This is a genomic window from Acinetobacter sp. YH12138 (assembly GCF_015218525.1).
In the GTDB taxonomy this organism is placed as follows: Bacteria; Pseudomonadota; Gammaproteobacteria; order Pseudomonadales; family Moraxellaceae; genus Acinetobacter; species Acinetobacter amyesii.
Genome location: NZ_CP048670.1, coordinates 2,851,615 through 2,865,825, shown reverse-complemented (window position 1 = coordinate 2,865,825; position 14,211 = coordinate 2,851,615). Strand labels below are relative to the sequence as shown.

Sequence of the window (14,211 nt, the reverse complement as noted above, 5' to 3'; positions counted from 1 at the left end):
TTTTTAAGTTAATTCTGAGTTATCTGCTCGGATTAATCTTCTAGATCCGCTAAGGCGTCTTCAATCGAACCTTGATCAAATTCATAGTTACAGCCGAATAAAATCATCGGGCTTTTTCCGGTCATTTCAGACAGGCTTAGTTTGTGATTGATCGCATGCAGATCATCCGTTTCAGCTTCCGTACGTAGGATTTTTTCACCACGGAAAAACGGCATATTGGCAAACATCGGATGCTGTTCAATACCATATTTTTGGGCAAGTTTTTTCACATCGGCTTGGCGATAGATCGCGAATACGGCATTGGAAGACAGGCCAATTTCTTGGGTCGGCATGCCAAAAAATTCAACAGGCTGCTTATTTTTATAGATATAAATAAACGGTTGATGTGGGTCATCATGGCGTTTCCAGCCCAATTGCCCCAGAGCCTTTTCATAATCGAGCAAAGTGTCATGATAAGTGTCGTAATCGGCCTGACATTCCAAAATACGCTTCAAATCTTGTGCTGTCGGTGCTGCAAAAACAGAAGACGCAGCTAAACATGAGGTCGCCACAATCGTAGGTAATATGAGGCGTCTAAAACCTAAACTAAGCATTTTCATCATGAGTCTCGAATGATTTTATTTAATTTCCGCCTGAATCAGCTGTGTTCGAAGCTGAATCAGTTCGGCTAATGTTTCTAATAATAAACTGATTTGCTTGAGCACAAGTTGTAGGTGATTAGACCGCATTTCTTCAGTGCTGAGTGTTTGAATTTCGAAAAGTTTTTGCTGAATTTTCTCAGGATTGAGCGGTTTTTGCTGAATTAAGACGTCGTCTAAGGTGCTTTGACACCATTTCAGCAGTTCAAGGACTTGTTGGTCTTGTACCTGTTCACGGTGGCTCCCCAATGCCGAAATATAACTGAGCTGACTATGGCTATAGACCAAATAGCGAAAAGCATGTTGAATCAAAGTTTGGTTGGGTTCAGGCTCGGTACTTAAACTTGAAATCATGCTCGATAGTTCAGTCTGAGCATTATGGGCTGAACGACGGGCACGCCGATACTCAATGCTATTGGTTTTACCATGGAGATATTGCTCAACTACGGCATCAAAATAATGCAGGGTCGCAGCAGAGCTTTTTTGAATGGTCTTGGAAATATTGCGAAAGTCCCAATCTGGCCAGATGACATTGACTGCGAACCATGCAATAAAACAGCCGAGTAGGGTATCAACGATACGCGGTAAAATAACCGCATAACCTGCGCCTTTTAAATTAAAAATCAGCAAGACCATTAAGGTTGCCATGAGGGTCGCCATGGCATATTTTTTGGCACTCAGATAGAAAAAGCATACGCCAAAAATAATTGTCAGTAGCAATTGACCTTCGACACTTGGCACAAAATACAAAATAGGAATGCCAAGTAAGACCCCTAATATGGTTCCCAAAGTCCGCATTTTTAAACGACTTTTGGTCGCAAAATAGCGCATCTGACAGACAAATAAACTGGTCAATAATATCCAGTAGCCATTTTTGGCAAAGGGCAGTAGTGAAATGGCATAACCCATAGCAAAGACAAAAGCGATGCGAACAGCATGGCGAAATAAGGCAGATTCTGGACTCAAATGCTGTTTCAATTTGAGCCATAAATCATGCAAACCGTGAATGTCGTCGTCGAGTAAATTGAGGTTGTCGATATGCTGCTGATAGGCCTGTTGCTGTGAATGATCTAAATCCTGCACATGCGAAAAGCGTTCTTGCACACTGTCCAAATTACTCAAGATCAGCTGTAGATTTTTCACTTCTATGTTTTGCGGATTATTGGCCATCCACTCCTGCAAAGAGGCATGCAAATGTGCCAGTGCTTGCGCGGTAATGGGATCAGGCTGATAGGGCTGCCGATGCAAAATACAATAGGCCAACTGTTGGCAAGCCTGTGCTTGTAATCGAATATTTTTTTGAAAACGGAAAATTAAATCGGTACGGCTAAAATTTTGATGAATTTGTTCGTAGTGTAAATAATTCGCACTAGCCTGTTCGTGAATATCTTGTGCCAAGAAATATAAATTCAGCCAGTAGATGGTGTTTTTATTGGCTCTTGAAGCTTTTAAACGGGTGAGTAAAGAAGCTTTAGTAGTGTTTAAACTTGGGATGACATCACTGTTTTTGAGTGATAATTTATACAGTAAGTGTTCCACATTGTCGACATTATCTGGGTCAAATAAGCGAGCTTTTGCATTCAGTACTTCGGCGATTTGTAAAAAACAACGCGAGAGATTGTCTTGTACGGGTAGAGTGGGTTTAATCAAGTAAAAGAGAATCGAGGTGAAGCCATACCATAAAGCCCCTAGAACAAAGCAACTAGGTTGAAAATACCAGGTCTCATATTCGCCCAAGCCGAACATGGTATAAATCGATAGTAAAATCGTACCAAAAGATATCGTGGCATAGCGTTGCCCCAAAGCCCCCAATAAAATAAATCCTGCACTGGAAAGTGAAAGATACAAGATAAACAGCAGCTTATAGGGATAGAGAAAATCTAAAATACTACTGACACTAAAGAAGAGTACGCAGACATAGAGCAAATTACGCAGTCGGATGCTGAGTCGGTCATCAAAGTCGGTGAGTGCAGTGGCAATCGCACCTAAGGTGACGGGCACAATAAAACTATGAAAACCGAGAAAATATAATCCGAGCGTGGTGCCACTCAAAACAATACAAATTTGCAGGCAATACATAATGATTGCACTGGATTGAAACTGTTGAAACCAAGAGAGTCGCGTGTTCACAGAGTTATGAAGTATTCGAATGATTTTGTAAATTAGACTGAGCTTTTTTCTGTGAACTGTCAATTTTTATTCAATAGAAAAGCGGACTTAAAGTCCGCTTATTCAAATCTATGTGCAAGGTCGATTATTGAATCACACCACAGGCAATACGGTCACCGCCACCGCCTAGAGGTTTAGGGTCGTCAGAGTAATTATCACCACCAGCATGGATCATGATGGCTAAGCCTTGTACATCCGCCAATTTCAAACGTGGTGCAATTAAATTCACTTTTGCTGTGCCATCGGTTTGAACTTGAAGGATCGGTAAGTCACCCAAGTGACCTGTTAGCGGCGTACCGTGGTGAGGTGCAGCTTTAGGGTTAAAGTGACCACCTGCAGCAAGAGCAGCACCCGCTTTTCCATCTTTTTCAGCTGGGGCACAAGAGCCTTTTTCATGAATATGGAAACCGTGTGGACCCGGAGGAAGCTGGGTTAAATTGGTATGAATAACCAAGCCAGCAGGGCTATCAACCAAGTTAATTTGACCGATGCTTTGACCAATACCTTGAGCAGTCACGGCATTGACCGTCACGGTTTTTGCATTCAGACCTGTTGAAGTCGAGGTACTCGCACAGCCTGTAAACATCAGGGCACTGACCGCAGCAAGCGCACCGAATTTAAATAGTGAAGACATGTTTGGCATCCTGTCTGTTTTTATGGAGTTTCAACCATTGAAACAGATGCGGATACAGGATGACAGATAATTTAAGTATTTGATTGTAATATTTGTTTAATGAATTCAAGCCTGAATTAAGGTTGTTCAGGCTTATCATCTATATTGTCTAAGTTATGTGCCAATGTTGCTTTGGGCATCATGACGGGTTCAATTTGGGTTTCATGCAACCATTCACGCCAAATGGCTAACAATACAGCTAAGATCACTGGCCCGATAAATAAACCAACAAGACCGAAACTGGCGATCCCACCCAAAACACCAAACATGATTAATAAGAATGGAATCTGCGTTGCCCCTGAAATCACTAAAGGACGAATCACGTTATCGGCTGTACTCACCACACAAACACCCCAAGCCATGACGCCAATGGCTTCAATGGTTTGACCTTGTGAAAATAACCACAACGACACAGCGGTATATGAAATTGGTGGTCCAAACGGAATCAGTGCCAACATGAAGGTAATGATGGTTAATAACATCGGGTTAGGCACATCGGCGACAAAATAGCTGAGACCGGCAAGTAAAGCTTGGGCAATGGCGGTGAGGCCGATGCCATACACTACGGCACGTGTAGTATCCGAAATAGTGGCAAGATAATGATGAATACGTGGCCCAATCACCATTTCGAGGGCTTTACTGACCTGACTTAAAATGGTTTGACCATCACGATAGAAGAAAAATAAAGACATCACGGCAAAACATAGCTTAAAGATATTTTTACTGACTTCGCCGACCAAAACTTTACCGTAGTTCAAATGCCCCTGAATCCAAATTTGTACCGATTGAATAATACTGTTCGGGTCATTGTTCAGCTCATGCAGGGTACGACTGACTTCTTTACCAATAAACGGCAGTTGGCGAATAAAATCAGGCACATTGACATGACCAGAGAAAACTTGCTTTTGTAATTCAAAATACAAGTTACGGCCTTCATGTTGTAGCAAGAAAATCGCAAAAATCACCGGCAGACCCACCACGAGTACCACCAGTAAGATCATCAGCGCCGCACTTAGATTTGCACGATTGCCACAAAAACGATGCACCGATTGATACAGCGGCCAAGTCATATAGGCAATAATCGCTGCCCAAACAACGGGCACAATAAAGTATTTGAGTACGCTAAAGCTCAAAAAAATCAGGATAAAAAATAATCCGAACAATAAGACTTTTTGTAATGTAGGTGCGAACGTTGGCAATGCGTGCTCTGATTTTTTCATCATGTTGTGTTCAATCTTAACCGAAAAAAAAGCTCCCGAAAACGAGAGCTTGTTAACTTATGGTGAATATCTTTCAGGCTAGATCCTTGCAAGATTGGCCTTTATATCAACAAAATGTGGAATGATGGGTTAAAACCACTCGGCTTCGTCTTCAATAATGGCATTGAGCACAGGTTGCCATTGTTGTTGCATACCGAGGTACAATTTTTGCGTTTTGTCAAAAACCGAAAGACCTTGCATGGCAAGTTGACCATAAGCGGTACGTTCAGAAATCCAAGCAACGGGCTGTTGTTCAACTTTATTGAAAAAATCTTGAATTTCTTTGGAATGAGCAGAATTGGGTTTTACACGATTGGCCAGCAATAAGATTTGGACTTTACCTTTACGAATCCGCTTAATTTCTTGCAAATGCTTTAAAAAACGACGGGTCGAGTCGATGTCGAAGAAAGATGGTTGTAGCGGGGTAATGATGGCATGGGCTTCACTCACCAACTGATCTGCATGTTCACCCGATAACGCACCCGGAGCATCGATAATTAGATATTCAATCCCTTTCGGCACATCACCAATTGATTTTTCATGACGCCAATCTAGGCTCTGAATTGGGGCTGCAGTCTCTGGGCGCTGTTTGAGCCATTGACGTGCAGACTTTTGATTGTCAGCATCTGCCAAGGCCACTTTATAACCTTTTTGCGCAAGTGCAGAGGCTAAACTGATTGCTGTGATGGTTTTGCCACAACCACCTTTTTGATTGGCAATTAATATCGTTTTCATCGACCTAAATAGATTTTATTCTGCTCATCCCTAGCATATCATTGTTTAATGCGGAGAATATGACAAAGAACCAAAGTCTAAGTTTTTCCTATAGGTTTCGCTGTAATGTATTAAAAAGATTAGGAATTTTAAATGTCTGTCTGGATGGCCATGCTCATTGGCGCGTGTATTGGGATTGTACTGACCACCTTAATTTTAAGTGGCAGTCGCAATGGAAGGATTAAGGCAGAATACGAGCAATATATTGCAGAACTAGAATTGGAACATCAGCAGGCATTGGCCCACGCACAAAAACGCAGTGTAAATACCAGTCGTGCTGTTTTAAAAGGCAAAATGGCCGAACAAATGGCGCCGATCATGCCCGAATTTCAATATTTACCTAGCGATGCAAAGTTTCTCGGTGACCCGATCGATTATGTGGTTTTTGATGGCTATACCGACTTTCGTGATGGTGATGGACTCGCTGAAGACATCGAAGTGGTGCTGATTGATATTAAAAGTGGCGGGGCACGCTTGACCAAAGGGCAACAAGCGATTGCTCAAGCCATTGCCGAAGGGCGAGTGCGTTTTGAAACCATCCGAATTGATTTTGAGCATATTTAAGCTCGCTTGATTCAGGCTCAGAACCGTCGAAAAGTAATAAGGACAGAATATCCACATGGAAAAACTCTTAGCGACTGCAGCCATTTTTGCGCTCATGCTGTGGATATGGTCTGAATATTTTCGTGCCATTCCACATTTAGAGCAAACTGGTGTGCTGAAAAATTTTCAGGTCACAGCGACTCAGGCATTTTCCGGTGAATATTTGCTGTTGGATAAACGCTACTACAGTGCGAGTAGTCGTACATTACATCCGGCCGCACCGACCGTGGTGGGCGGCTTTCAAGACTTGGCCTATGTCAGCAATATTGATCTGCTACTGAGTTCAGGCGCAAATAATATCCAGTCTTTAAAATATCATCTTGAGTGGTCTCAGCAGAACCGCTGTTTTAGCGTGCAAGCGAAAGACGTGCCCTCGACACAAATTGAAAAGCTCAAGTCTGAATTGCAAAATGTCAGTGTGATTGCTCAATCCGAAGACGTCGCAAATCGTATTCGGCGTTTAAAATCAGGGGATCGCGTGGAGATTTTGGGTGAATGGGTGGATGTGCATTCCATCAAAACAGGGAAGTCGTATAGCACCTTTAATGTGTTGAATAAAAAGCCCTGTCATATCCTAAAAATTAATGCCATTCGATTAATCAAAGACTAGGTATTTTTATTTAGATTTGATTGTGCTTAAACATGGCCTTGGACGCTTTAACTCAACTTCCGTGCGCGGGCGAGCAACATGCGCTGACCAATTTTTGGAATGCCTTCAGCATCAAAATACTGCGTTTCAAAACATTCAAACTGGGCATCTTCAAGCAACTTTTGCATATGACGATCCAGATGACAGCCATCCGCGACTTTCTTTTGAATGGGCGTCAGTAGGTGTTGTAACTGCTTAATTTTCCCATTTTCATTGTGTTGTACGTGCTCAACCAAATGAAATGTCCCTGTTGGTTTAAGGACGCGGTAGATTTCTTCAAGCGCAGTTTCAATATCGGCAATGCTGCATAAGGTCCATGTACTCACGACATGATCTAGACTTTCATCTGCAAAGGGTAATTTTTCAGCACCGGCTAAAATATGCTGTACCTCAAAGGGCGCGGCATGTACACGTTCAGCAGCTAAATGAAAAATATCGGGATTGGGCTCAAGGGCAAAAACCGTATCGACATTTTGATAAAACGCTAAATTCAAACCTGTACCAAAGCCAATTTCGAGCACCTCACCAGATACGGCTAACAGGAGTTCGCGTCGTTTATCCATCAAGCTTGGTACTTGCATGACTTGATTTAAAAGATGCGGAAAAATGTGTTGTTGATAAAATTTATAAATCATAGCGGGCATTATTGTTGGCTTTTTTTAAAGTGTAAATCATGTCGTGGAGCATGAATATGGGCCAATTGACTGAATAACAGCATTTTGTTACCAAGTTCATAAGGTTTATGCAGACTGTGTGCGTAATATAGAGTTACAACTAGTGAAAACGACATTCATCAGGCTCAACCTACGCGATTTTAAGCTCATGTTCAGGTTGGGGCATTATGAATAGATGAAGTCGGCTCAATTGCAGAATTAAAATTGAGTAATGTGAAGTATTACAGGGTAAGAGGATAACGCGATGATCAAGCGAATTGCATTAAGTACTGTGCTTGCAGGCTTTTTATTGAATGTCGGTGTCCAAGCGTCTTCAGATTATAATATTGCCAAAGGCTTAGCACCTGCTGCCAAAGGCCAGTCGATTTCTACCTTGAAAGAATTTAAAGGTGATTTCCGAATTTTAGGTTCAAAAACCTATCAAACAGATGAACAAGCAAAATTTTCTCCGATTGATTATGCAGTCAGTTGGGGCTTATTTGCAGAGCCAGAAATTGCTCGTACGATTTCAGTCAATCAATATGACCGTTTCTTAAATTGGAAAATGGATCGTGTTCCTGTACCGCAAAAGCAAGCCATGATGATGGTGTCGAATATGCACATCATTCCTGCAAACCCGCAAATTGCTAAACAAATTACTCAAGTAAAACGTGGCGATCTTGTGCGTTTAAAAGGGGATTTGGTTGAGGTGAAAGACAAAGATTTGGTTTGGACTTCATCTTTGACCCCAACAGATACGGGTGATGGGGCTTGTGAAGTTTTTCGTGTAAGTTCGATTCAGTGGATTGAAAAAGTCAAAGGCTAAACTTCGATTACATCGAGATCGTATTGAAATCGGTGTGCATTAGATTCAAGGTAAAATAATTTGATGATGAAAATGATGATAAAGAAACAGCTTATTTTGAGTCTAATGTTGGCGAGTGGTTTGGCGCTTGGTGGATGTACCAGTATGAGTTCAACTGTAGATGGGAAAACCCATGTATTTACTGAACAGCAAAGTTGTCCGACCTTGCTTGAGATGGATCGTGGACAAACTTTAGAAGTACTGTTAAACGAAAATCCAAGTACCGGATATGTATGGTCTTTGGCTGAGCAACCGAAACTTTTTAAAGTTGAAGAAGTGTTTCAATCAGCTCAACAACAACAAGCTGCTGCTGCAGATGCGACACCAGTGCTTGGTGTCGGTGGTCAAAAAACTTATCGTTTTACCGCAACGACTGCGGGTGAAGAATTACTACATTTGAAGCATGCACGAGCTTGGGAAAAAACCGCGATGGCTAAATGGACTTGCAGAGTTCGAGTATCTTGATTTGAACCAATGATGAAAAGATAAAAAAGCCAGTATTTATACTGGCTTTTTTATTGCAGATGAACTGATTTAAAACGTCCACGTATGCATTATTTCGCGCTCAGCGCTTGACCGTCAAATTGAATACCTTCCCAACCATTTTGCATAAATTGGCGAATGTTTTGGTGGTCAGTTGCGTCTGGTGTCGCCAAAACAGCAGCATAATGTTCAGCAAAAAGACTTAAGGTTTCAGCTTGGTTTAGACCATTCAATTGGGCAAAAGAAAATACTTTGGCACTGCCTTGGTTTTCAGTCGCTGCATTGGCTTGTTTGCCATTGGTAAAAGCAGTTGGTGTGTGGTTATAACGCGCTTCAATAAATGCAATCACATCTGAAAATTTCGCAGTCCCTGCTTGAAGTTGATCTAATAATTCCTGAGCCATAATGTCCTCTTTCAATAAAAAATACCGCAAAGTGTTGCAGACTATAGCAAGCTTTGGCCCAAACATTTAACACTATTTGCGTAAATTAAATGCGTGTATATTGAAGGGCGACCTTAGGCAGTCTGTTGCCTAAATTGTAGATAACAATTATGTTGAAGTAGGACAACTATGAACTGGCTTTTGGTCGCATGTGGCGGCGCAATTGGGGCAACACTTCGCTATGCAGCAGGACTGTTATTGGCCAAGCCAACCGTGCTCTTTCCGTGGGCTACATGGTGGGTGAATATTTTAGGTTGCTTTTGTGCAGGTGTGTTCTTTGCATTTAGCCAAAAATATCCCGTTCTACAAAATGAAGCACGCTTATTGCTTATGGTTGGAATCTTAGGTGGCTTTACCACCTTTTCCAGTTTCGGCTTAGAAACCTTTCAACTGCTCAGACAAGGGCAAAGTGGGCTGGCATTTAGTTATGCCATTTCCAGTGTGGTGATTGGTATCATCGTATTGGGGCTGGGATATTACTTATTTCAGTCGATTTTAAAAATAGATGTTTAAAACAACGCTTGAAATCCACAAAATTTTAGACATAAAAAAAGAAGTTCAGGCTGGAGGAGGGGAACCCTGAACTTCTTTAATGTTTTAATTTTAAAAGCAAAAACTTAATCGAAACAGAACTTATTGTGAGCGTTTGAAACGCGCAAAGCGTTTATTAAAGTTCGCAATACGTCCTTCATTATTCACTTGACGTTGTTCACCTGTATAAAAAGGGTGTGATGCACTTGAAATATCGAGCGTCACATATGGATAAGTTTTGCCCTCAAACTCTTTGGTTTGATTAGTACTTAAAGTACTGCCAATCACAAAAAAGGCATTGGCATTGGTGTCATGAAAGAGCACTTCACGGTATTCGGGATGGATGTTGGCACGCATTCTTCTGTTCCTTAAATTTATTGATTAAAGAAATGTTATAACATAACAATTAAAAATGCAAATATTGCCCGAAATTCATCGGGCAATCATCAGCGCTTTACGCTCCCTTAAGCGCTAGGTGGGACCAACTCATCAAAGAGATCATTGAGATTGTCATTCACTTTCAAATGAATCAAATTCCAATAATGCCCTGAAACAGTCCGGTTCACCATCAGGGTGTCTGGCGACGGTTTAAACACATCCCAGTATTTAAGAGATGGCTTAATTAATTCTACCCCGTCATGGTGCGCTGAATTTTCAGCAAAGTCGTATTGTGTGGTCAGCGGACGCATCAGTACTTCAAGCCATTGCTCATACAACTCTGTAGGGAATTTACCGAGTTCATTGAGTGAATGTAGGGCATCCAGTTGCTGTTCCATCAGTGGAATATCGTGCTTGCGTGCAGCATTAATCAATTGCTTAAAGTGCGACACGATTTCAGGAGACAGGGTTTTCACACCGCCGTAGTCATATACGATGACTGAACCATCTTCACGAAAGGCGAAGTTGCCCGGATGCGGGTCACAGTGGAAACGTTTAAGGAAGAAAATTTCACGGCCTATGGCACGGAATAAGCGTCTTCCCAAGGCATTTCGGGTTTCTTGTGACCATGTGCTGGCAGTTTCTATACTGTCGCCAAGCTCTAGACTTAGAGTCAAAATATGACGTGAAGAATAATCTTTATAGACCTGTGGAATAATGATTTTGTCATCCAGCGCACTATGAAAAGCACGGGCCACATCTAAGTTTTGCGCTTCAATTTCATAGTTCAATTCGTTGTCTAAACTGTCCTGAATTTCACGAAATAGCTTGTCTTGTAACTTCCGATCAATTTTCAATACGCCCATCAAACGAAGTGCAAGCCGAACTTGTTTTAAGTCACTGTCACAGGCTTCTTCGACACCCGGATATTGCACTTTCACCACTACCTGCTGACCATTGGGTAACACGGCTTTATGCACCTGCCCAATGGATGCAGCGGCAAAAGGTTGTTCTTCAAAACTTTTAAAAATCTGCGCGAGGGGTTTGCCGAGTTCTTGTTCTACTTGGGCCTTAATTTCAGCAAAAGGCATGGCTGGCGCTTGGCGTTGTAATTTACTGATCGCTTTTGCGACTTCAGGTGGAAAAATGTCTTTGTACTGCGAGGCAATTTGTCCGACTTTCATCACCGCACCTTTCATTTCACCCAAAGTGTCTGCAATTTGCAGACCGATGTCCTGAAAAAGTTTACTGCGAGATGCATTTTTCTGTTCTTCATCGGCAGTGATATTGCGGATGGAATTGGAAACGGTTTTAGTAGCAATGCTTGCCGTCATACTGGCAAGTTTCATAAAGCGACGACCCGGTGTGCTAGCCGTTTTTGCCATGTGATGTTCCTCAAGATCATCATTTATTATCTAATACCGATCATAGGCGACAAAACACAAACTGCCTACTTTAAATTGTTAAGACTTTATTTGCATTGATAAAATGATGGGCAAAAATGTAAATACTGAAAATAATTCAGGCAAATTTAAGCCACGTGCTGAATGGTTTAAAATATCGCGTCGCTAGAAGAGAACTGAACGATGAAAGTGTATCGCTATTTAACCGGTAAAGATGATGTCAATTTCTGTGCCCGTGTGACCAAAGCTTTAAATGAAGGCTATGAATTGTATGGATCACCGACCATGAGTTTTAATGGGACAGAGGTGATTGTCGGGCAGGCGATCGTGAAAGACGTAGAGGACGACAGCCAAGTGCCACAAGGTTTAAAAAATGCCATCGAGGCGCTTAATTAGTTGGTTTTGGTGCTTTGCTTGCTTCACTGATGTTATGCATGTAAAAGTATTTACGCATTTAAAAAAAGATTTTCAATTCTATTCTGTAGAGTCTTTCATCCAGGGATTGAATAAAGGGATTAGCCTTCAGCTGGAGGTACTCTTACGAAACGTTGTTTCTCATTCGGCAAAATGAGAAGCGTGCTTCGCAAGGAAACCATCTTGCGGTGCAATGCACCTCACCGACAAAACTCGTTCGCTAGCGTCTAATTATTTAAAGTATCGCAAAAACATTTTTGATTAGAGGTAGTCCTGTCTCAAACAATTGCAGATGACTTTTTCGTGTATCGTTCTTTTTTTGAATCAAATTGAGCAACTGATGTCACTCCGTAACATCAGTTGCTTCAGTTTTTTCGAGTTCTAAATGTGGACTGAGATATTTGCTGCATTGATTATGGTGTAAATTTTCATTCAAGGTGATAAGGTTTTGCGTCACGATAAAATCCTGATCATCCGCAGAGACAAACTTTTGATTGGCCTTGATGAAGTCCTGATAGGTGTATGCCATACCAGTCTGCTGACAACTTAATTTTAAACGTGTGGTATATGAGTCCGCTTGTTGTTCATGATAAAAGCGAAAGGCTGTCCAAAGTGCTTGATTGATGTAATCAAATTCGGGTTGTGATTGGACTTTGATGGGTGCGTGATATAAAGGAAATTCATGTCGGTTGATCGTTTGTTCAGCTTGTAGTGACATGGAGAAGCCCAAGCTCAGACAGAGACTCATCGAGCGAAATACATGGGACATGTTTATCTTCCTCTTCTTCGTATTTTTATTTATGGCATACGCTATGCAGCGTGTTAATTTGCATTAATCTTCTGCATAGCGTAGCCGTCTTTTTAAGTAATGTTTTAGATGCTTTTTTAGGGCTTATCCCGCTTGAGCTAAACGTTTATTCATCATAAATAAACGTGTAAGTAGCAGTATACAGGCGACAGTCAGACCCACAATTAGGCCAATCCAAACGCCTGCAGCACCAGTCGTGGTGAAGCGTGCAAGATAGATCCCGACAGGGAAGGCAATGATCCAATACGCGATCATGGTGATCCACATCGGCCCTTTAGTGTCTTGCATGCCGCGTAAACACCCTGCGGCACTGACTTGCCATGCGTCCATCAACTGATAGGCAATCGCGAACAAGACCAAATATACTGCAAGCTGAGTCACATCATAGTCATTAGTATACAGTGACACAATTTCATTACGTAAAAGCCAAAGCAGTAGCATGGTAGTCAGGGCAAATATTGTCCCTGTCAACATCCCAACTTTTTGGACTTTTCGCATAGCCAGCCAGTTCTTTTCCCCATAATAGGTACCAACTCGAATGGTCAGCGCAATCGCCAGTGACATGGGAATCATAAACAATTGCGAGGTAATCGAAATGGCGACTTGATGCGCGGCAATGGTGACTTCGCCCAAAGGACTCAAAACAATAGCGGCTGTACTAAAAATACTGACTTCAAAGAAAATGGCTAAGCCAATGGGAAAGCCAAGTTTTAAGATGCGTTTGATCCATTCACTGTTCATTTTTTCAAAAGCAGCGAAAGGTTGGGTTTTTTGATAGGCCGATCCTTTGAAAACGTACATCGCCAAAGCAAAGAACATTAACCATTGCAAAATCGCGGTGGCAAAACCACATCCTGCAGAACCTAATTCAGGGACTGGGCCTAAACCATACATAAAAATAAAGTTCAGTGGAATTAACACCAATAAGGCCAATAGACTCAGCACAGTGACTGGACGTGGATGCCCCAATGCTTCTGAGTAACCACGTAAAGCTGCGTACATGGTGACAGCAGGCATACCTAAACTAATGGCGTGTAAGAATAAACTGGCCTTCGGAAGTAATGCTTCAGGGACACCCAATAACGGTAAAAGCAGCGGCATAGCTTGTAAGACTAATGCGGCAATGATCCCTAAAAATAATGCGACCCATAACGACTGACGGGCGATGGTGGCAATTTTTTCAGGCGTGCGAGCACCATTGGCTTCGGCCACCAATGGGGTGGTTGCAATCATAATGCCGCTGAACAGCAGCATGACCGGTATCCATAAACCGACCCCGACCGCAATGGCTGCAAGGTCATTGGCGGACATGTGTCCAGCCATGATGGTATCAATGAGACCAAATCCCGCTTGCGCAAACTGCGTAATCAATATCGGAATCATTAAATGAAACAGTTGTTTTAATTCATACTTGCTGCTTGTTACAGCCGTGACAGTAGACACAGAATGTACTCATTTCTTGTGAGGT

At 42.0% G+C, this 14,211-nt stretch carries 17 protein-coding genes; 6 read left to right on the top strand and 11 right to left on the bottom strand.

The features are described 5' to 3' along the window. Positions 1-32: 32 nt before the first annotated feature. The 5 genes from G0029_RS13940 to G0029_RS13920 all read right to left on the bottom strand — a co-directional run bounded on the left by G0029_RS13940 (position 33) and on the right by G0029_RS13920 (position 5,474). On the bottom strand, positions 33-602 hold the full coding sequence (locus tag G0029_RS13940; protein WP_180109835.1) for a hypothetical protein: 570 nt from the start codon (positions 600-602) through the stop codon (positions 33-35). A 15-nt stretch (positions 603-617) separates the two neighbouring features. Continuing rightward, on the bottom strand, positions 618-2,768 hold the full coding sequence (gene yccS / locus G0029_RS13935) for a YccS family putative transporter (protein ID WP_373685910.1): 2,151 nt from the start codon (positions 2,766-2,768) through the stop codon (positions 618-620). 124 nt (positions 2,769-2,892) lie between these two features. After that, the gene (sodC, locus tag G0029_RS13930) at positions 2,893-3,441 is read right to left on the bottom strand and encodes a superoxide dismutase family protein (RefSeq protein WP_180084590.1); all 549 of its coding nucleotides are present in this window, start codon (positions 3,439-3,441) and stop codon (positions 2,893-2,895) included. Between the two features lie 116 nt (positions 3,442-3,557). Then, positions 3,558-4,679 (bottom strand): AI-2E family transporter, encoded by a 1,122-nt coding sequence (locus G0029_RS13925; protein WP_180106988.1) that lies wholly within the window; start codon positions 4,677-4,679, stop codon positions 3,558-3,560. A gap of 150 nt (positions 4,680-4,829) precedes the next feature. Continuing rightward, positions 4,830-5,474 (bottom strand): ParA family protein, encoded by a 645-nt coding sequence (locus G0029_RS13920; protein WP_078192493.1) that lies wholly within the window; start codon positions 5,472-5,474, stop codon positions 4,830-4,832. 132 nt (positions 5,475-5,606) lie between these two features. Here G0029_RS13920 and G0029_RS13915 point away from each other — a divergent pair, with 132 nt between their 5' ends. Both G0029_RS13915 and G0029_RS13910 read left to right on the top strand, forming a co-directional pair. Then, complete coding sequence (locus G0029_RS13915) at positions 5,607-6,077, top strand: Holliday junction resolvase-like protein (RefSeq protein WP_078192492.1); 471 nt, start codon at positions 5,607-5,609, stop codon at positions 6,075-6,077. 55 nt (positions 6,078-6,132) lie between these two features. Beyond that, the gene (locus tag G0029_RS13910) at positions 6,133-6,726 is read left to right on the top strand and encodes a hypothetical protein (RefSeq protein WP_180106881.1); all 594 of its coding nucleotides are present in this window, start codon (positions 6,133-6,135) and stop codon (positions 6,724-6,726) included. 47 nt (positions 6,727-6,773) lie between these two features. On the opposite strand, the gene G0029_RS13905 is transcribed toward G0029_RS13910, so the two are convergent. Continuing rightward, positions 6,774-7,400: a class I SAM-dependent methyltransferase gene (locus G0029_RS13905; RefSeq protein ID WP_180055410.1), complete on the bottom strand. Its 627-nt coding sequence runs from the start codon at positions 7,398-7,400 to the stop codon at positions 6,774-6,776. Positions 7,401-7,683: 283 nt separating this feature from the next. On the opposite strand from G0029_RS13905, the gene G0029_RS13900 reads away from it, so the two are divergent. Continuing rightward, positions 7,684-8,244, top strand: a complete 561-nt coding sequence (locus tag G0029_RS13900) for a hypothetical protein (protein ID WP_078189325.1) — start codon at positions 7,684-7,686, stop codon at positions 8,242-8,244. A 72-nt stretch (positions 8,245-8,316) separates the two neighbouring features. Continuing rightward, a complete protein-coding gene (locus tag G0029_RS13895; protein WP_227591831.1) occupies positions 8,317-8,748 on the top strand; it encodes a protease inhibitor I42 family protein in 432 nt (143 codons plus the stop codon). An 89-nt stretch (positions 8,749-8,837) separates the two neighbouring features. On the opposite strand, the gene G0029_RS13890 is transcribed toward G0029_RS13895, so the two are convergent. Next, the gene (locus tag G0029_RS13890) at positions 8,838-9,170 is read right to left on the bottom strand and encodes a HopJ type III effector protein (protein ID WP_078192490.1); all 333 of its coding nucleotides are present in this window, start codon (positions 9,168-9,170) and stop codon (positions 8,838-8,840) included. Between the two features lie 168 nt (positions 9,171-9,338). Here G0029_RS13890 and crcB point away from each other — a divergent pair, with 168 nt between their 5' ends. Then, the gene (gene crcB, locus G0029_RS13885) at positions 9,339-9,722 is read left to right on the top strand and encodes a fluoride efflux transporter CrcB (RefSeq protein ID WP_180093037.1); all 384 of its coding nucleotides are present in this window, start codon (positions 9,339-9,341) and stop codon (positions 9,720-9,722) included. A 120-nt stretch (positions 9,723-9,842) separates the two neighbouring features. On the opposite strand, the gene G0029_RS13880 is transcribed toward crcB, so the two are convergent. Beyond that, positions 9,843-10,097 carry a type B 50S ribosomal protein L31 gene (locus tag G0029_RS13880; protein ID WP_078189321.1) on the bottom strand — a complete coding sequence of 85 codons (255 nt, stop codon included), beginning with the start codon at positions 10,095-10,097 and terminating at the stop codon, positions 9,843-9,845. Between the two features lie 107 nt (positions 10,098-10,204). Beyond that, positions 10,205-11,503: an ABC1 kinase family protein gene (locus G0029_RS13875; RefSeq protein WP_180059160.1), complete on the bottom strand. Its 1,299-nt coding sequence runs from the start codon at positions 11,501-11,503 to the stop codon at positions 10,205-10,207. 201 nt (positions 11,504-11,704) lie between these two features. Here G0029_RS13875 and G0029_RS13870 point away from each other — a divergent pair, with 201 nt between their 5' ends. Continuing rightward, the gene (locus tag G0029_RS13870) at positions 11,705-11,917 is read left to right on the top strand and encodes a DUF1737 domain-containing protein (RefSeq protein WP_180024326.1); all 213 of its coding nucleotides are present in this window, start codon (positions 11,705-11,707) and stop codon (positions 11,915-11,917) included. Positions 11,918-12,278: 361 nt separating this feature from the next. On the opposite strand, the gene G0029_RS13865 is transcribed toward G0029_RS13870, so the two are convergent. After that, positions 12,279-12,653: a hypothetical protein gene (locus tag G0029_RS13865; protein ID WP_194087872.1), complete on the bottom strand. Its 375-nt coding sequence runs from the start codon at positions 12,651-12,653 to the stop codon at positions 12,279-12,281. 174 nt (positions 12,654-12,827) lie between these two features. Beyond that, positions 12,828-14,186, bottom strand: coding sequence for an MATE family efflux transporter (locus G0029_RS13860; RefSeq protein WP_320109243.1), 1,359 nt, complete (start codon positions 14,184-14,186; stop codon positions 12,828-12,830). Positions 14,187-14,211 lie beyond the last annotated feature (25 nt).

Bases quoted from the DNA above. Each gene is read 5' to 3' on its own strand.
- G0029_RS13940 (WP_180109835.1), bottom strand. From the start codon at position 602: ATGATGAAAATGCTTAGTTTAGGTTTTAGACGCCTCATATTACCTACG.
- sodC (WP_180084590.1), bottom strand. From the start codon at position 3,441: ATGTCTTCACTATTTAAATTCGGTGCGCTTGCTGCGGTCAGTGCCCTG.
- G0029_RS13920 (WP_078192493.1), bottom strand. From the start codon at position 5,474: ATGAAAACGATATTAATTGCCAATCAAAAAGGTGGTTGTGGCAAAACC.
- G0029_RS13915 (WP_078192492.1), top strand. From the start codon at position 5,607: ATGTCTGTCTGGATGGCCATGCTCATTGGCGCGTGTATTGGGATTGTA.
- G0029_RS13910 (WP_180106881.1), top strand. From the start codon at position 6,133: ATGGAAAAACTCTTAGCGACTGCAGCCATTTTTGCGCTCATGCTGTGG.
- G0029_RS13905 (WP_180055410.1), bottom strand. From the start codon at position 7,400: ATGATTTATAAATTTTATCAACAACACATTTTTCCGCATCTTTTAAAT.
- G0029_RS13900 (WP_078189325.1), top strand. From the start codon at position 7,684: ATGATCAAGCGAATTGCATTAAGTACTGTGCTTGCAGGCTTTTTATTG.
- G0029_RS13895 (WP_227591831.1), top strand. From the start codon at position 8,317: ATGATGATAAAGAAACAGCTTATTTTGAGTCTAATGTTGGCGAGTGGT.
- G0029_RS13890 (WP_078192490.1), bottom strand. From the start codon at position 9,170: ATGGCTCAGGAATTATTAGATCAACTTCAAGCAGGGACTGCGAAATTT.
- crcB (WP_180093037.1), top strand. From the start codon at position 9,339: ATGAACTGGCTTTTGGTCGCATGTGGCGGCGCAATTGGGGCAACACTT.
- G0029_RS13880 (WP_078189321.1), bottom strand. From the start codon at position 10,097: ATGCGTGCCAACATCCATCCCGAATACCGTGAAGTGCTCTTTCATGAC.
- G0029_RS13875 (WP_180059160.1), bottom strand. From the start codon at position 11,503: ATGGCAAAAACGGCTAGCACACCGGGTCGTCGCTTTATGAAACTTGCC.
- G0029_RS13870 (WP_180024326.1), top strand. From the start codon at position 11,705: ATGAAAGTGTATCGCTATTTAACCGGTAAAGATGATGTCAATTTCTGT.
- G0029_RS13865 (WP_194087872.1), bottom strand. From the start codon at position 12,653: ATGTCACTACAAGCTGAACAAACGATCAACCGACATGAATTTCCTTTA.